The organism is Mesorhizobium sp., assembly GCF_004962245.1.
In the GTDB taxonomy this organism is placed as follows: domain Bacteria; phylum Pseudomonadota; class Alphaproteobacteria; order Rhizobiales; family Rhizobiaceae; genus Mesorhizobium.
The window spans coordinates 57,276-74,789 of record NZ_SUHQ01000028.1; the positions used below are offsets into that span (position 1 = coordinate 57,276).

15 protein-coding genes, 1 tRNA gene and 1 pseudogene are annotated in these 17,514 nt (G+C 62.7%); 9 read left to right on the top strand and 8 right to left on the bottom strand.

What is annotated here, in order from left to right; genetic code table 11:
• Window positions 1–7 precede the first annotated feature (7 nt).
• The 3 genes from folP to selD form a co-directional block, all read right to left on the bottom strand.
• The gene (folP, locus tag E5X88_RS25710) at window positions 8–841 is read right to left on the bottom strand and encodes a dihydropteroate synthase (RefSeq protein WP_292166232.1); all 834 of its coding nucleotides are present in this window, start codon (window positions 839–841) and stop codon (window positions 8–10) included.
• Window positions 838–1,005, bottom strand: a complete 168-nt coding sequence (locus tag E5X88_RS25715; protein WP_292166233.1) for a hypothetical protein — start codon at window positions 1,003–1,005, stop codon at window positions 838–840. Before E5X88_RS25715 ends, folP begins: the two co-directional genes overlap by 4 nt.
• Before the next feature lie 115 nt (window positions 1,006–1,120).
• On the bottom strand, window positions 1,121–2,197 hold the full coding sequence (gene selD / locus E5X88_RS25720) for a selenide, water dikinase SelD (protein WP_292166234.1): 1,077 nt from the start codon (window positions 2,195–2,197) through the stop codon (window positions 1,121–1,123).
• Window positions 2,198–2,671: 474 nt separating this feature from the next.
• On the opposite strand from selD, the gene fdnG reads away from it, so the two are divergent.
• From fdnG to E5X88_RS25765, 9 genes and pseudogenes are all read left to right on the top strand, one after another.
• The gene (gene fdnG, locus E5X88_RS25725; RefSeq protein WP_292166236.1) at window positions 2,672–5,758 is read left to right on the top strand and encodes a formate dehydrogenase-N subunit alpha; all 3,087 of its coding nucleotides are present in this window, start codon (window positions 2,672–2,674) and stop codon (window positions 5,756–5,758) included.
• 11 nt (window positions 5,759–5,769) lie between these two features.
• Window positions 5,770–6,720, top strand: a complete 951-nt coding sequence (gene fdxH, locus E5X88_RS25730; RefSeq protein ID WP_292166237.1) for a formate dehydrogenase subunit beta — start codon at window positions 5,770–5,772, stop codon at window positions 6,718–6,720.
• Window positions 6,707–7,399 (top strand): formate dehydrogenase subunit gamma, encoded by a 693-nt coding sequence (locus tag E5X88_RS25735; protein WP_292166238.1) that lies wholly within the window; start codon window positions 6,707–6,709, stop codon window positions 7,397–7,399. The genes fdxH and E5X88_RS25735 overlap by 14 nt, the downstream gene beginning before the upstream one ends.
• Before the next feature lie 49 nt (window positions 7,400–7,448).
• Entirely contained in the window at window positions 7,449–8,366 is a 918-nt protein-coding gene (gene fdhE / locus E5X88_RS25740) for a formate dehydrogenase accessory protein FdhE (protein WP_292166239.1), read from the top strand.
• A gap of 7 nt (window positions 8,367–8,373) precedes the next feature.
• Window positions 8,374–9,792, top strand: coding sequence for an L-seryl-tRNA(Sec) selenium transferase (gene selA / locus E5X88_RS25745; protein WP_292166241.1), 1,419 nt, complete (start codon window positions 8,374–8,376; stop codon window positions 9,790–9,792).
• A gap of 25 nt (window positions 9,793–9,817) precedes the next feature.
• The gene (locus tag E5X88_RS25750) at window positions 9,818–10,603 is read left to right on the top strand and encodes a tetratricopeptide repeat protein (RefSeq protein ID WP_292166309.1); all 786 of its coding nucleotides are present in this window, start codon (window positions 9,818–9,820) and stop codon (window positions 10,601–10,603) included.
• Window positions 10,600–12,429, top strand: a pseudogene (selB, locus tag E5X88_RS25755) (selenocysteine-specific translation elongation factor); the annotation flags it as partial. The gene E5X88_RS25750 and the pseudogene selB, both read left to right, overlap by 4 nt.
• A 129-nt stretch (window positions 12,430–12,558) precedes the next feature.
• A tRNA-Sec gene (locus E5X88_RS25760) sits at window positions 12,559–12,654 on the top strand.
• A 16-nt stretch (window positions 12,655–12,670) separates the two neighbouring features.
• Window positions 12,671–13,120, top strand: coding sequence for a hypothetical protein (locus E5X88_RS25765; RefSeq protein ID WP_292166242.1), 450 nt, complete (start codon window positions 12,671–12,673; stop codon window positions 13,118–13,120).
• Between the two features lie 115 nt (window positions 13,121–13,235).
• Here the strand turns inward: E5X88_RS25765 and E5X88_RS25770 are convergent, their stop codons facing one another.
• The 5 genes from E5X88_RS25770 to E5X88_RS25790 form a co-directional block, all read right to left on the bottom strand.
• Entirely contained in the window at window positions 13,236–14,378 is a 1,143-nt protein-coding gene (locus E5X88_RS25770) for a hypothetical protein (protein WP_292166243.1), read from the bottom strand.
• Between the two features lie 140 nt (window positions 14,379–14,518).
• A complete protein-coding gene (locus tag E5X88_RS25775) occupies window positions 14,519–15,040 on the bottom strand; it encodes a prepilin peptidase (protein WP_292166244.1) in 522 nt (173 codons plus the stop codon).
• Window positions 15,041–15,049: 9 nt separating this feature from the next.
• Window positions 15,050–15,592 (bottom strand): tetratricopeptide repeat protein, encoded by a 543-nt coding sequence (locus tag E5X88_RS25780; protein WP_292166314.1) that lies wholly within the window; start codon window positions 15,590–15,592, stop codon window positions 15,050–15,052.
• 56 nt (window positions 15,593–15,648) lie between these two features.
• Window positions 15,649–16,599 (bottom strand): type II secretion system F family protein, encoded by a 951-nt coding sequence (locus tag E5X88_RS25785; protein ID WP_292166246.1) that lies wholly within the window; start codon window positions 16,597–16,599, stop codon window positions 15,649–15,651.
• Between the two features lie 17 nt (window positions 16,600–16,616).
• Complete coding sequence (locus E5X88_RS25790) at window positions 16,617–17,411, bottom strand: type II secretion system F family protein (RefSeq protein ID WP_292166247.1); 795 nt, start codon at window positions 17,409–17,411, stop codon at window positions 16,617–16,619.
• Window positions 17,412–17,514: the final 103 nt, after the last annotated feature.

Below are 17,514 nucleotides of genomic sequence, written 5' to 3' on the forward strand. Positions count from 1 at the left end.
CGCTCTTCTATTCCATGGTCTCGCGCTCGCGCACCGCGTCGGCGAAAGCCAGTGCATCGCGATTGACCGCGACATTGTGCACGCGAAAGATCGAAGCGCCCTTCAACCGCAGGATGACGCTGGTTGCCGCCGTGCCGACGTCCCGCCCCTCGTCACCTTCGCCGACCAGGTGACGGGCAAGACGCTTGCGTGAGGTGCCGACGAGCAATGGAAAACCGAGAGCGCGCAGCTCATCGAAGCGAGCCATGAGCTCGAGGTTTTCCTCTCCGTCCTTGGCGAAAGCGAAGCCCGGGTCCAGCACGATCCGGTCGTCCGGGATGCCGGCGTCGCGCGCGATCTCCAGCGATCTGTTCAGGAACAGGAACTGGTCGGCGATCACATCCGCCAGTTTTTCGCGGCCGCGCCCGGTGTGCATGATGACGAGGCCGGCGCCGGTTTCCGCCGCGACATGCGCGATGTCGGGTTCACGCTGCAGGCCATGCACGTCGTTGACGATATGCGCACCCGCGGCGACCGCCAGCCGCGCCGTCTCGGCCCGGTAGGTGTCGACCGAAACGAGGCTGCCGCCATCGGACGACAGCGCCTCGATGACCGGGAGGATGCGCGATTGCTCCTCCCGCGCCGAAACGGCGACGGCGCCGGGCCGGGTGGACTCGCCGCCGACATCGATGATCGCCGCGCCCTCGCCGATCATGCGCCGGGCCTGCTGGAGCGCCCGCTCCGGCCGGTCGAATTCTCCCCCGTCGGAAAAACTGTCCGGCGTAACGTTCAAAATCCCCATCAGCAGCGATTTCGCGCCAAGATCGAGGTGCCGTCCATGAGCAAGGTGCCAGCGCATCATTGAGCGAATGCGGCGATCTTCAACGTCGACGCCATGCCCTTCTGGCGATCGCTCGGCCATATTCCACTGGGTGTGTTCTCGCAGCGGACCGTGACCTCCGTGCCGCGCGATACCGCAGCCAGTGCCGTGGCGATCGGTGTCTTCCTGCCCGACATATCCGTCACGACGCCTTCCTCCTTGCGGACGCCACATTACACGTTTCGGCGTCAAATTGGATTCCATCGAAAGGCGCGCCACGCGTCGCATCGATCGCTTCAGATGCGACGCGCTTTAACGGCTTCATGCCTGGACTGTTATTGTAGGCGCGCCGGGCCCGACACCGCCGATTACGCGGGCCGATGCGTAACCGTCCGCGACAATCTTTTCGACCAGGGCCGCCGCTTTGTCGCGCGCGCAGGCGACAAGCAGTCCGCCCGAAGTCTGTGGATCGGTGAGAAGATGGCGCCGCCATTCCGGCATATCGGCGGGCAGGAGCACCGCATCGCCATAGCTTGCCCAATTGCGCCGGGACGCGCCGGTGACGAAGCCTTGCTCCGCCAGCAGCGCGGCTTCGGAAAAGAGCGGAACGTCGCGATCACGGATGACGAGAGCGCAGCCTGAGCCGCGCGCCATCTCGAGAGCATGTCCGAGCAGGCCGAAACCGGTCACGTCGGTAATCGCATGGACGCTCTCATCCTGCGCGAGCTCCGATCCGATCCGGTTGAGCAGGGTGGTCGAGGCGATCATCTCGGCATAGCCGCCGGGCGAGAGCGCCTGCTTCTTGATGGCTGCGGAATAGATGCCGACGCCGAGCGCCTTCGTCAGGATCAAGGCGTCTCCCGGCCTCGCACCCGAATTGCGCCTGATGTCTTCGGGCCGGCATGTGCCGATCACGGCAAGGCCGTAGATCGGCTCCGGCGAGTCGATCGAGTGGCCGCCGGCGACCGGGATTCCGGCCGTGGCGCAAACTGCCCGGCCGCCCTTCAGAATGTCTCGGACCATATGCGTCGGCATCTTGTCGAGCGGCATACCGAGAATGGCCAGCGCCATGATCGGCCGGCCGCCCATCGCATAGACATCGGAGATCGCGTTGGTCGCGGCGATCCGGCCGAAATCATACGGATCGTCCACCATGGGCATGAAGAAATCGGTGGTGGCGATGACACAGGTGTCGTCGTCGAGCTGCCAGACGGCGGCATCGTCTCCGGTCTCGGTGCCGACAAGAAGCTGGCGAAAGGGGTTGGCCTCAACCTGGTCCGCGAGAAGCTGCTGAAGGACGGACGGCGCCAGCTTGCAGCCACAGCCGCCGCCATGCGCAAGGCTGGTCAGGCGAAGCACAGGAGCGTCGGCGACTTCAGGCGAGAGGGCGATTGCCATGGCAAGCCTCCTTGGATTGGCACCGAGCGAGATACCGAGCGGAATTGGCTCTGGCCGCACGCTGGCGATCGTTCGAGCATCGATTGGACGGAACGGAGAGATCAGACGCGGAAACGGTGAGAGCGGTCCGAAGACGGTTGGCGAGAGGAGAAAAGCGGGACACATGCGCAGCACCGGAGCGCGCGCTTGCGCCACCGTCGGCCGTCGTCCGAAAAGCGCCCCGGCACGCGGGAGCCGTTTCCAACACCACGCAGCACTGTAAGATTAGTTTCGGGCAAGCGTCAATCGCACGCCCTCATGCTAAACATGAGTAAATACATCAACTATAATTCGGTATGAAATGCAGAGCAGTCGGACGTCCCCGGTGCAACGCACACTTCGCTTTGTTTGACATTGTCCTGTTTTGGATCAAAATGCATTCGTACCCTTGGTTCGGGATGCCCTTCGGAGCATCCGCTTCGGGAGGACGTTCAAATGAACATCGAACTGTCACGGCGCGCGTTCCTGCAGACGGCAGGCGCGGGTCTCGCCGGTACTACGCTTGGAGCTCTCGGCTTCGGCGATATAGAAGCGGCACATGCTGCGGCGATACGATCCTTCAAGCTCGCCAACACCACCGAAACACGCAACACCTGTCCATATTGCTCAGTGGCGTGCGGTGTTATCCTCTATTCAAAGGGTGATCTCAGGAAGGGCGAACAGGCCGAGATCACCCATATCGAGGGCGATACCGACCATCCGACCAATCGCGGCACTTTGTGCCCCAAGGGCTCGGCCCTGCTCGGCTTCGTCAAGGCCCCGACCCGCTTGCAACAGCCGATGATCCGCAAGCCCGGAGCGGACAAGTTCGAGCCGACAACGTGGGAAGACGCGCTCGACCGCATCGCCCGCCTGATGAAGGACGATCGCGACCAGAACTTCGTCGCGACGAACAATGACGGCGTGACGGTCAACCGATGGATTACCACCGGCTTCCTCGCCGCCTCGGCGACGACCAATGAAACCGCGTTCGAGACCTACAAGGTGGTCCGCAGCACGGGCATGCTGGTGTTCGACAATCAGGCGCGTGTCTGACACGGCCCGACGGTGGCGAGTCTCGCCCCAACATTCGGCCGCGGAGCAATGACGAATTCCTGGACCGATATCAGGAACACCGATCTCGTCGTGATCATGGGCGGCAATGCCGCCGAGGCCCACCCTTGCGGCTTCAAATGGGTCACCGAGGCGAAGGCCAACCGTGGCGCCAAGCTCATCGTCGTCGATCCGCGCTTTACGCGCTCGGCCTCGGTGTCCGATCTCTATGCACCAATCCGTCAAGGCACGGACATCGCGTTCCTGCTCGGGCTGATCAACTATTGCATCGAAAACGACAAGGTGCAGTGGGAGTATGTGAAGGCGTTCACCAACGCCGGCTATGTCGTCAAGGAGGGTTTCACTTACCAGGATGGCCTGTTTTCCGGCTACGACGAGGCGAAGCGCGACTATGACAAGTCGAGCTGGGACTACGAGATCGGTGACGACGGTTTTGCCGTCGTCGATGATACGCTGGCAAATCCTCGCTGCGTCTGGAACCTGCTGAAGAACCATGTCGCGGTCTATACGCCGGAAATGGTCGAGCGCATCTGCGGCACGCCGAAGGACACGTTCCTGAAGGTGGCCGAGATGGTGGCGGAGTGCTCGTCGCCGACCAAGGCGATGACCTCGATGTACGCGCTCGGCTGGACGCAGCACTCGAAGGGCTCGCAGAACATCCGCGCCATGGCGATGCTGCAGCTCATTTTGGGCAATATCGGCATTCGCGGTGGCGGCATGAACGCGCTGCGCGGCCACTCCAACATTCAGGGGCTGACCGATGTCGGACTGATGTCCAACCTCCTCCCCGGCTATCTGACGCTGCCCAACGAGAAGGAACCGGACCTCACCGCCTATATGTCGACGCGCGGTTTCAAGCCGCTCAGGCCGAACCAGATGAGCTACTGGCAGAACTATAGGAAGTTCTTCGTCAGTTTCCAGAAGGCCATGTACGGCTCGGCGGCAACGCCGGAAAACGACTTCGCCTATGACTACCTGCCGAAGCTCGACGTGCCCGGTTACGACGTGCTGCGCGCCTTCGAGATGATGCACCAGGGCAAGATGAACCTGTATCTCTGCCAAGGCTTCAACCCGCTGCAATCATTCCCCAACAAGCAGAAGATCACGGCCTCGCTCTCCAAGCTCAAGCTCCTGGTCGTCATGGATCCATTGGCTACCGAGACGGCGCGGTTCTGGGAGAACCACGGCGCGCACAACGACGTCGATCCGTCGGCGATCCAGACAGAAGTGATCGAACTGCCGTCGACGTGCTTTGCCGAAGACGACGGCTCGCTCACCAATTCGGGGCGCTGGCTGCAGTGGCACTGGGCCGGCGGCACACCGCCGGGCGAGGCCAAGCGCGACACCTGGATCATGGCGCAGATACATCTGCGCCTGAAGGAACTCTATCGCAAGGAAGGCGGCGCCTTCCCCGATCCGATCGTCAATCTCCATTGGCCCTATGCCGATCCGGGCGATCCGATGGCCGAGGAAATCGCCCAGGAGATCAATGGCCGGGCGCTCGCGACGGTGACGGACACGACCGACCCGACCAAGGTGCTTGCCGAGGCCGGGAAACTGTTGCCGGGCTTCGCCGCGCTGCGCGACGACGGCTCCACATCCTGCGGCTGCTGGATCTATTCCGGCTGCTTCAACGAGAAAGGCAACAACATGGCCCGCCGGGACACTGACGATCCCGACGAGACAGGCGCCTACCTGAAATGGGCGTTCTCGTGGCCGGCCAATCGCCGCATCCTCTACAATAGGGCTTCGGCCGACCTGAACGGGAAGGCCTGGGACCCCGACCGCAAGGTGATCGAATGGGACGGTGCGAAATGGTCGGGTTATGACGTCCCCGACATCGCGCCGACAGCGAAGCCCGGCGAGGTCGGCCCCTTCATCATGAATCCGGAAGGCGTGTCGCGCCTCTTCACCCGGGGCATGATGCGGGACGGACCGTTCCCGGCGCATTACGAGCCGTTCGAATCGCCCATCGTCAATCCGGTCGCGCCCAACGTCCGGGGCAACCCGGCAGCGCGGGTATTCGAAGGGGATTTCAAGCAGTTCGCCGAGGCGGCCTCGGCGGAGTTCCCCTATGCGGCGACCTCCTACCGACTGACCGAGCATTTCCACTTCTGGACCAAGCACGTCATCGTCAACGCCGTGATGCAGCCGGAGTTCTTCGTGGAGATATCGGAACAGCTGGCGGCCGAAAAGGGTATCGCCAGAGGCGGTTGGGTACGCGTTTGGTCCAAGCGCGGCTCGGTCACGGCGAAGGCGGTGGTCACCAAGCGGATCAAGCCGCTGACCTGTGACGGCAAGACCGTCCACATCGTCGGCATTCCGCTGCACTGGGGCTTCACCGGAGCGGCAAAGAAGGGCTTCGGCCCGAACATGCTGACGCCCTATGTCGGCGACGCCAACATCGAGACGCCCGAATACAAGGCGTTTCTGGTCAATATCGAGCCCGTTTCCGGGCCGGTGGCATAGGGAGGCGGCAGATGTTTCCTCCAATTGCCAATCCTTCGGTAACGGACGTGACGCCCCGCTTCTCGGACAAAGACCTCGTCCGCCGTTCCGCCTCAACGGTATCTGCGCCGGCCGAGCGGCTGGCGGAGGTGGCCAAGCTCATCGACGTCTCGAAATGCATCGGCTGCAAGGCCTGCCAGACAGCCTGCATCGAGTGGAACGACACGCATCCGGCGGTCGGCGTCAATGCCGGCGTCTATGAGAATCCGCCCGACCTGACGCCGGACATGTTCACGCTCATGCGCTTCAGCGAATGGGAGAACCCGGAGACGAACAACCTCGAATGGCTGATCCGCAAGGACGGCTGCATGCACTGCGAAGATCCGGGCTGCCTCAAAGCCTGTCCGGCGCCTGGTGCTATCGTTCAATATTCCAATGGCATTGTCGACTTCGTCCATGAGAACTGCATCGGCTGCGGCTACTGTATCAAGGGGTGTCCATTCAACATCCCGCGCATTTCCCGCGTCGACCATACGGCCTACAAATGCACGCTCTGCTCGGACCGCGTCGCCGTCGGCCAAGGCCCTGCCTGCGCCAAGGCCTGCCCGACCCAGGCGATCGTCTTCGGCACAAAGGAAGAGATGAAGCAGCATGCCGAGGGCCGCATTACCGACCTGAAGGCGCGCGGCTATGCGAATGCCGGCCTCTACGATCCGCCAGGTGTCGGCGGAACGCACGTGATGTACGTGCTGCACCATGCGGATCAGCCCGAGCTCTATTCCGGCCTGCCGAAGGAGCCGAGGATCAGTCCTCTCGTGGAAGCGTGGAAGGGCATCACCAAATATGCCGGCCTGACCGTGCTTGGGGTCGCGGCCGGTGTCGGCCTGCTCCACCATCTGGTCATGGGGCCGAACAGGGTTTCGGACACGGATGAGGAGAATGCCGAACGGCTAGTGCGGAATGACGGCCATGACAGCGCATGATGTCGAACCTGGTAAAGTACATCCGGGCAAGCCCGTCACGGTGGACCGGTACACGGTGGGCGCGCGGATCAACCACTGGATCACGGCGGCGAGCCTGATCCTGCTTGCCCTGTCCGGCCTCGCGCTGTTTCACCCGAGCCTGTTCTTTCTGTCCGGGCTGTTCGGTGGCGGCCAGTTCACCCGCTTCATACATCCATGGATCGGCGTCCTTCTCTTCTTCAGCTTCTTCGGGCTTTTCATCCGGTTCTGGAAGGCGAACCTATGGAAGCGCGAAGACCGGGCCTGGCTCACGCGCTTTCGCGACGTGCTGGCCAATCACGAGGAGAATGCGCCGGAAGTCGGCAAGTATAATGCCGGCCAGAAATTCGTGTTCTGGGCAATGTCAGTCCTGATCGTCATCCTGATATCGAGTGGCCTGGTCGTCTGGGATCAGTATTTCTCCGCCTACACGACGATCGGTCAACAGCGGGTAGCGCTCCTCATTCATGCCATCGCGGCCGTTGCGATAATCGGCGTCTGGATCATCCATTTCTATTCGGCGTTCTGGGTGCGAGGCACGATTCCCGCCATGACGCGCGGTTCGGTGACGGGTGGCTGGGCCTGGCGGCATCATCGCAAATGGTTGCGGGAACTTGTTACGAAACCGGGCGGAAGATCGGGATCGAAGCCCGCCGAATGAGCGGGGTTAATCAGCCAACCACGTGGCCCGTGTGGTTCGTGAGGTGAATATGCCAAGGCAGATCGTTCCGTCGGATATCGATCCCACCGCCATCGGTGAAGTCTCGGCGCCGCCTTTCGTCCGCCTGCCTGATCCGACGCGTCTGTTCGCTCGCCGCGCCCAGAGGCTGAATGCACTGGCCGAAACCCATGAACTCGGTCCTTATCTCCGCTTCCTCGCTGCTCTCGCCGATGTCCAGCACGGCATACAGGACGGCCTGTCCGCTCCGGATCTGCCGGAAACGGAGGTGCGTGAACGGGCGCACGCTTTCGGGATGCCTCCGCTCGATCGTGACAGGTTCGCCCCTGGGACGCTCTTCGAGACGCTCGACCGCCTGATGCTGGCGGCTTCGGCCATCGAGAAGCCTCAGGCCGCGGCGGATGCGCTCGACCGACTGAAGCTGGCCGCGCCTCCGGAGCGCGATGCCATGGTGCGCAACGTGCTCGCCGATGCAATCGCGGCTGACGCATTGGCCGAGCATGTTTATGTCGCAGCGGCGCTGCAGCTTCATTTCGCGCGTCTTGCCGCTTGCCTCGACGCCGCCACGCTGGTCCCGGTAGGTGACGGCGCATGTCCTGTCTGCGGCGGGCCGCCGGTGTCCTCGATGATCGTCGGTTGGCATGGCTCCCACGGGGCAAGGTTCTGTGCATGCTCGCTCTGCGGGACGCTCTGGAACTATGTGCGCATCAAATGCACCCTGTGCGGCTCGACCAAGGGGATTGGCTATCTGGAAGTCGAAGGGGGATCCGGCACTGTGAAGGCCGAGACCTGCGATTCATGCGGCTGCTATGTGAAAATCCTGCATCAGCACAAGGATCCCGCCCTCGATCCGGTTGCCGACGACGTGGCGACGCTCGGCCTGGACCTGCTCGTCCGTGAGAGCGGCTACCGCCGCGGATCGTTCAACCCATTCCTTATCGGCTATTGAGGACGCGATGACCGCTTTGCCCGCACGTCGCTTGCGTGATCTTCCATCGGTCGATCAGGTACTGCAGACGCCGCTTGGATCCACGGCGATCCAGCGCTTTGGCCGGCAACTCGCGACGGCGGCTGTCCGCGCGGCACTTGCCGCGGCGCGGGAAGCCTGCCGTGGCGGAGCCGCAGTGCCGCAGCCCAGCGATGTCGCCGCCGACGCCGTGGGGCAGCTCAAGGCGGCCGAGCGCCCTTCCCTGCGTCCGGTCTTCAACCTGACCGGCACGGTGCTGCACACCAATCTCGGCCGCGCGCCGCTCGCCGAGGAGGCGATCGAGGCGGTGCGCGCTGCAATGCGCGAAGCGGTCGCTCTCGAATTCGATCTCGACACCGGAAAGCGCGGCGAGCGGGACGATCATCTGCGTTCGCTCGTTTGCGAACTGACGGGAGCGGAAGACGCAACCGTGGTCAACAACAATGCGGCGGCTGTCCTTCTTGTCCTCAACACGCTGGCGCTCGATCGCGAGGCGATCGTCTCGCGCGGCGAGTTGATCGAGATCGGCGGCTCGTTCAGGATGCCCGAGATCATGGCCCGCGCCGGCGCCAAGGTGGTCGAGGTCGGAACCACCAACCGCACGCATCCGAAGGACTATGTCGCGGCGATCGGCCAGGAGACCGGGCTGGTCCTCAAGGTGCACACCTCGAACTACCGCGTCGAGGGGTTCACGGCCGAGGTGGGCGCGCGCGAACTGGCTTCCATCGCCAAGGCGCGGGGCGTGCCCCTTGTCCACGACCTCGGCTCCGGCACACTTTTCGATCTTGCCGCCTATGGCCTCAAGCATGAGCCAACCGTTCGCGAGGCGATTGCCGACGGCGCGGATCTGGTCACCTTTTCCGGCGACAAGCTGCTCGGCGGCCCCCAGGCGGGCTTCATCGTCGGCAGCAAAGCTCTGCTCGCCGCGATCAGCCTTAATCCGATGAAGCGGGCGCTCCGGGTCGACAAGCTTCGGCTCGCCGCGCTCGAGGCGACGTTGAAGCTCTACCGTGACCCCGATCGCCTGGCTGAGCGGCTGCCGACGCTGAGGCTGCTGGCGCGCCCCTCGGCCGAGATTGCGGCCCAGGCAGAGCGCCTTGCGCCCATGGTTGCCGATGCTCTGGGTGAGGCTTTCGTCGTGGAGACAGTGGAATGCCGCAGCCAGGTCGGGTCGGGAGCCCTGCCGCTTGAGACGATATCCAGCGCCGGTCTTGCTCTGCGGGTGAAGTCCGGCGGCGGGAAGGCGCTGGAAGCGCTCGCGGCGGCATTGCGCCGGCTGCGCGTTCCTGTGATCGGGCGCATCGAGAACCGGGCGCTTGTGCTCGATCTGCGCTGCCTCGACGACGAAGCGGGCTTCCGTGCAAACCTCGCCGGCTTCGATCCGGGAGGGGCCGATGCGCTGGTTTGAGAGCCTCGCGCGCCGGTCGGCCGAAATGCACCGGCCGGCCGACGTGCCCCGGCCGGCCGACGTGCCGGTAGCCGAACGCCTGGCAGAGGCCTTGGAGGCGGCCAGTCGCGGTGACTATGCGGCGGCCTTGGGCATATGGGAGCCGCTGGCTCATGCCGGGGTCGCGCGTGCGCAGAACAATATCGGCGCCTGCTTCGCGGAAGGATTTGGCGTCGAGCCCAACCGCGATCTCGCCTTCCGCTGGCTGGCGCTCTCCGCCGAGGCCGGCGACGCCGTTGGGCAGCGGAACCTGGCGTCGCTCTATTTCCGTGGCGAGGGCGTTGCGCCGGACTACGGCCGCGCAGCCGAGCTCTACCGAGCAGCCGCGGAACAGGGCGACGGACCGGCGCAGGACATGCTGAGCTGGATGCTGCTCGAAGGCGAGGTGGTAGAGCCTGATCCCGCAGCGGCGCGGCGCTGGGCGGCTGCCGCCGCCGAGCAGGGAATAGCGTCGGCCATGACGCGGCTCGGCATGATCCATCACAATGCGCTCGGCGTACCGCGCGATCCCGCCGAGGCCGTCCGCTGGTGGCGCAGTGCCGCCTTGCGCGGGGACGCTGACGGACAGGCCATGCTCGGCGCCGCCTGCCATCTTGGAGCGGGTGCGGCGGCCGACGGGGTCGAGGGGTATGCCTGGCTCCTGCGTGCGAGCGCAGCAGGCAGCGCGCTCGCCGAACGGTATCTGCCGGCCGCGCGTGCCGCCCTCAGCCCTGACGAGACCGCCGAGGCCGAGCGTCGTGCCGCGGCATCATTGACGGGAGGCGGATCATGATCGTCGGCACGGCGGGTCATGTCGACCACGGCAAGACCGCGCTGGTGCGCGCGCTGACCGGCGTCGACACCGACCGCCTGCAGGAGGAAAAGACGCGCGGCATGACCATCGACCTCGGCTTTGCCTACCTGCCGGCGCCGAGCGACGACGTCATCGGCTTCATCGATGTCCCGGGGCACGAACGGTTCGTGCACACGATGCTTGCCGGCGCCAGCGGCATCGATTTCGTGCTGTTGGTCATTGCCGCAGACGACGGCGTCATGCCGCAGACGCGCGAACATCTGGCAATCATCGATCTGCTCGGTGTCAGGCGTGGCGCGGTCGTCCTGGCAAAATCTGATCTGATCGCGCCCGCACGATCCGCCGCCGTTCAGGCGGATATCCGCGCCGCGCTGGCGCATACCGCCCTTGCCGAGGCCGAAATAATCCCGGCCTCGGCTATCACTGGCCGAGGCATCGATGATCTTCGCAACCACTTGTTCGAGGAGGCGTCGCGCTTTGTCGGCCGCGTATCCTCTGGCCGCTTCAGATTGGCGGTCGACCGATGCTTCACGCTGCACGGCACCGGCACTGTCGTGACCGGCACGGTCCTTTCAGGTTCGGTCGGTATCGGCGACCACGTTGTCGTCAGCCCGTCGGGCCTGGCGGCGCGTGTCCGCTCGATCCACGCCCAGAACCGGCCGGCTGAGCGTGGATGGGCGGGAGACCGCTGCGCGCTCAACCTGGCCGGTGAAGGCATCGGCAAGGAGGCGATCCGGCGCGGCGACGTCATACTCGACCCGGAACTTCACGCGCCGGCGGACCGGATCGACGCAGGGCTGCGCGTCTTGCCAGGAGAGCCCAAGCCGATCGGCCAGTGGTTTCCCGTACGCCTCCACCACGCTGCGGCCGAGGTTGGCGCAAGGATCGTGCTTCTCGGTGACGAGCCGGTCAGGCCCGGCGGCGTCGCCAAGGTTCAATTGGTGCTGGACAATCCCATCGCCGCTGCCGCAGGCGACGCCTATGTGGTGCGCGACACGTCGGCGCAGCGGACCATCGGCGGCGGACGCCTGATCGATCTGAGGGCGCCGAGCCGGAAGCGCCGCACGCCGCAACGGCTTGTCCAACTCGAAGCATATGCTGTCCCGGACCCCGAGGCGGCTGTCACCGCACTGCTCGACGCGCCGCCCCATTACCTTGACCTTGGCTCTTTCGCCCGCGACCGGGCGTTCGGCAGCAACGAGACGCAGAGGCTGGTCGACGACCTTGGACTGATCTGCATTCCCGTCAGGAAAACGCTGTTCGTGCTTTCGCCGGCGCGCTGGATGCAATTCAGACTCGGCCTGGCCGCGAATTTGAAGACTTTTCATGCAGACAATCCGGATTTGCCGGGCATCGGCATGGAGAGATTGCGCCTTCAGCTCGATCCCAGATTTCCGGCGCCGATGTTTGCGGCGGCTCTGCGAATCCTGGCGCGCGACGGCAAGCTTGCCCTTGACGGCGCCTGGGTGCGGCTGCCTGGCCATGAAGTCCGTCTGACATCGCAGGACGAGGCGATGTGGCTGCAAATCGAGCGGCTCATCGGCGGCTCGACGCGATATCATCCGCCGCGAGTCCGCGATATCGCCGGCACGTTGGCGAAGCCGGAAACGGAAATCCGCCGGATCCTGAAACTGACCGGCCGCATCGGGAAAGTGTACGAAGTCGCCCATGATCGTTTCTTTCTGCACGCGGCACTGGCCGAGATTGTCGAAATCGTCGACGATCTGACAGCGGCCGAGCCGAGCGGGCGGTTTAATGCCGCCCAGTTTCGCGATCGTGCAGGCAGCGGACGCAAGGTTGCCATCCAGATCCTTGAATTTCTCGATAGGCATGGCGTCACGCTGCGACGCGGCGACCTGCGGCTCGTCAACAGGCATCGACGGGATCTGTTTCGCTCACCGGCCGATAATGAGCCGGCAATAGCGGAAGCTTCTGGAGGAGCATCGTCCCCGGTGGGGCGTCCGGACTTCAAATCCGGGAGGGGCCGCGAGCCGGTCCTTGGTGGGTTCGACTCCCACTCTCTTCCGCCACTCTCGCAAAGGCGCGATGACGGTGACAACCCGCTTTCTCGTTGAGCTCAGGACAGCGGCCGAGGCCGCCAAGGTCGCCGAAAGCCACTTCCGGCGGGACGCTGCGGTCCGGACCGCGGCGCTCGAGCAAGAGCGCGCCTTCGCCTTCAGGCGGCTCAATCTCATGCAGGCGATCGCCGAGGCCATGGCATCGGCCGAAAGCGAGGAGATAGCCGTCGCCAGCGCCTTCGCCACGCTGCGCACGCGACTCGGCTGGAATTCCGACAGCGAGGCGCGTTCGGAGGTGATCGCGCGTTTCGGTCAGGTTGTGCTGGCCATATTCCGGGCTCCGGACGAGGAGGAATCCGCCAACGCCATCCCCGAGGCCCTGGCGGGTTTCGAACGCTGGTATGCCGAAACCCGGGGATCGCCGTTCTGGCTCTTGTTCGAGCACCAGATACCAGACACGCCCCGCGTCGATTTTTAGAAGCGCAGGTCTATCCGGGATGCACACAGGTCACCCATAGCGGGGCCAAGACGTTTTGGGCCGAGACTTGCCCGAGCCTTGCGGGGTGGCCACCACTAGATTGCCGCGACATGCATTAGCGGAACAGATATTTTGACACCTCTGGATTACCTCGCCGCCACATGACGTTATCCAGAAAGTAGTGGTGCACGTTGATGAATATCCACGCTATGAAGAGGAACAGCGACGAGCCGAGCACTTCTTTGTTGTAGGGAACCAAAGCAGACAACGCGATCGGGACGAGCCAGAAACCGAGAATTCCAAGAAGTCCGCCAATGATGATAAATCCCAGCACCCGCAGCCTATACATCGGGCCAACAATGGAGAGGATCTTGAATTCGGGGGCCGCAACAGCATCTGAACGGTCGCGCTCGACATTGGTCTGATAACGCCAGACCACCGCCAGGTACTGCAACGAATGGAGCGCCGGCACCACAAGCAGCCAGAGCGGGTTTATTTTCACAAATAGAATCCAGGCGTACAGGCTCACGGCATACGCGACGACTCCGTTGTACGGTAGCGTACCACCATGCTTGCGCCAGCGATTGATCAACATCACAGCCGTGGCCGCCGTGGAAGCAGCGGCGGCCAATGCAGCAATGTTGGTGACCCATGAAGGGGCGGCAAATGTGTAGTAATCCAAGCCCCAGAAACGCCTTTCGGTGATCACCGCGTTTGTCTGAAGCCATGCGAACAGCCATACGGCATAGCCGTTGAACAGCAGCACTTTCTTGTCTTGCTCATTGAAGAACTTGCGCTTCAACACGGCATCCACCATCAGCATGCCGTAGCCTTGCTTGACATAGTGCCAGCCCACAAAAAACGCCATCGCATTGCCTGCGTATCCCAGCAGGCGGGCATCCCCCGCTATTGAACCGTAAGCAAAAAAACCGCCCATGATCAGCGGGACGACAATGCCCGCAAAGATGTAACGGACCTGGAGGTTCTTGTCATATCCGTCGCCGCGCACCTTCCGCCCAAAATTACGATAGAAAATTTGATACGAGTGGGCAAAGTGCGGATGGTTTATCAGATGGGCCAGCAAGAGCGTTGCTGCCGCCACAACACCTTCGTACTTGAGAGGCACAAGAAACAGGATCGGCAAGATCAGAAACGCGCTCCCGCCAAGCAGGAAAAAGTCGGTGATCGGGCCAAAAAGATACTTTTGTGGCGCCGCCGCTACGGCGGCCGGAGCATCCGCTGAAAGATGAAGTGCCAAATCTATGCCCTCCTGGGAAGGTTCGTTTAACCACCGACCCCGTCTCTCTACACGATCATCGTTTTCGAACTGCTAACGTAAAACGGTATCTGCGACCTGCGAGACCCACAGCCAAAGCCGTTGCGGCAATTTCGGTCTGGTCAGATTGCAGGGCCGGGCTGGGACATCAAGGCGACGTAAATCTGAAACGCAATCGTGCAGATCGCCGCGAGCGAGATCGGCACGCCAAACGGCACAACGCCTTTGCGGTCCAGGTGCTGGACATAGAGGCGGAAGGCGCCCGCTGGCAGCATGAACGGATTTTTCACGATCAACGCCGTGGCCAGCGCGAAGACCAGCAGCAGCATGGAAAACACCAGAAGGCCGCTGCCGCCGATCAGAAACGGCACCGCCGCCATCAACTTGACATCGCCGGCCCCGACCTTGCGCAGGGCCCAGAACGGGAAGAGCGCAACAAACAACAAAAGGCCGGCAAGCGCGCTCAGGCCCATGTCCCACCACGACCCGGATTGAACCGACAGGAGTTGCAGCGAGCCCAAACCCAGGCAAAGCAGCAGCAGCACGTTCTGATTGGATATTTTCTGGGTGGTGAAGTCGAGCCAAGCGATCCTCGCAAGCAGAGGGATTGCAAGCGCCTTCAGCAACAGCGACGCATACAACATGCTGGCGCTCTACCGCTCGAGATTCTTCACGCTGGACGACAGGAGCTTCAGATTGTTGGCCACGGTCGGATCGTTGGGCGCCAGCTCATAGGCCTTGAGGAAGTTGCTCCGTGCGTCCTGCAGCTTGCCGCGCAGCAGATAGGAATAGCCGACATTGTTGTAATATTCGGGCGTCCCGCCGATCAGCCGGAAGGCTCGGGCGTAGGCTCGGTCCGCGAGGTCGAAGCGGCGGATGCGATCGCTGCAGGCGGCCAGACCCAACCAGGCCACACCATCATTGGGCGCCAGTTGCGTCGCCTTGTAGAACAGAGCGCCGGCATTGCCGTAGTTTTCCGCTCGGAACTGGTTCTTGGCTTCGGCAACAGCCTGGTCCGAGGCATAGTATTCGACGTCGCTGACCGTCTTCAGCCCGTCGAAGGCATCGCCAAAGGCTGTAACGTCGCCTTTCGATGGCTCGTTGGTACGGACGACGCCGTTGCTATCAGCCGTCTGGCAGCCGGAAAGCATGACAACCAGCAGACTGGCTATGGCTGCAAGGCGCATTGGCCGCATCATTTTGTCCCCCAAGAGCCCTCCGACTCTGTATTTCGACCAAAGCATATACCTGCCTAGAAGAAAACGCCCCTCATTCGAATAATCACCGGCAACATGAGGATCATCATCACCACTGGGAAGATGCACAGCCCCAACGGAATCATCATTTTGACCGGCAGCGAATTGGCACGCTCCTCGGCACTCAGAATTCTCTGGCTGCGCATCTCGTCACTATAGACGCGCAAAGCATCGGTCAGACTAGTGCCGAGTTCTTCCGATTGCCGAAACAGCACTGCCAAAGCCCGCGCCTCGTCAAGGCCGACGCGGTCGGCGAGTTCGCGCAGTGCTTCGCGCAACGGCTTGCCAGCCCGCAATTGCAGCGTCATGATCGACAGTTGAATGCCTAGCCATTTGTGGGTGCCGGCCAGTTCCTGGCTCACGCGCTCGACCGCAGCCTCCAGACTCATACCGGCGTCGGCACAGGTTATCATCATGTCCATGAAATCGGGAAAACCGCGACGGTAGACCTGCTTTTGTCCTTTCTCGAAGCGATCGAGCATGACGCTTGGAACCACGAGGCAGGCGAGCCCGAACAAGCCAGCTCCGGCAAAGCCTATGAAGCCGGGCAAGGAAGGCGGGAGCACACGGATCAGGAGCGCATAGGCGGCCAGAAAGCCGACACAGACCGCAGCTAGCCGCGACAAGGTGTAAATGAGCGGAGCGCTCGATTGATAAAAGCCTGCGCGGAAGAGCTTCGCGTCCAAGGCGCTGGGCTGGTCCCGCTCCTTTTCGATCGATCGAAAATATGCGTCCACTGGCCGCTGCGCTGAGATCCTGGCAAGCTGTTCCTGTCCAACGAGCGAACGGCGATTGGCGATACCTTCGGCCATCAGGCTTTGAGCGACCAGCTTTCGCGTCTGCAGCGCTGGCAAAAAGACGAGGGAGCCGAACAGGAACAGGGCCACCGCCGCCACAAAGACCGCAATGGAGACCAGAACGCTAAGATCCTGAATAGTCGAAAACAAGATTATGTCTCGCCCTGTCAGAAGTCGAAATTGACCATTCGATACATGATGAAATCACCTAACAGCGCCCATGTTCCGAAAATCAGGAACACAGGAAGGATGATCGGATCGCCCCAGACGGTGCCGTAGTAAGCCGGGGCAACAAGCTGGAGTATCAGGAACATCACGATCGGGAACAGCGAGATGATCCATGCCGATACACGGCCCTCGGCCGAAAGCGCCCTGATCTTCATCCTGAGTTTTTGCCTTTCGCGCAGCACCGATGAAAGATTTGACAGGATTCCGGTCAGATTGCCGCCGGTCTTGGCCTGGATCGACAGCGACACCGACAACAGATGAAGGCCCTCGAAGCCTACACGTTGCGACAGCTTTCGCACGGCTTGTTCCATGCTGAGACCAAAGGTAATTTCGTCGGAAACAATGCCGAATTCGGTGCCGAGCGGATCGGGCATTTCGCGCGCGACGAGTCCCACGGCCACCGACGCTGGATGTCCGGCGCGCAAGGAACGGACGATCATATCCAGCGCATCCGGGAGTTGCTTTGCGAATTTCTGGATTCGCCTGCTCCGTGCACGCCGGAGAATGAGAAGCGGCAGCACAAATCCAATCACCAGAAGAACAACGAGCGACACCAGGGTCGAAAAGCCCAAAAAGAACCACAGCAGCGACGCCAGCGCCAAACCCGCCAGGAGGAACTTCGCGGCGAAAGTCAGCGGGTTTCCCGTAATGCCGGACTGGGTATAGAGCCTGTTCAGCCCGATCAGGCCAAAGAGAAAGTCGCCCGAGTCCGTCAGCCCGCGTTCGCGCAGCAACCCTTGCAAGGTCTGTTCGGCCGGAGCGTCATCAGTCAGCCGCCTCAGCCGACGGTTGATCGCGCCAAGCCGCGACCGACGATTAGCGAAGGAGAGATAGAAA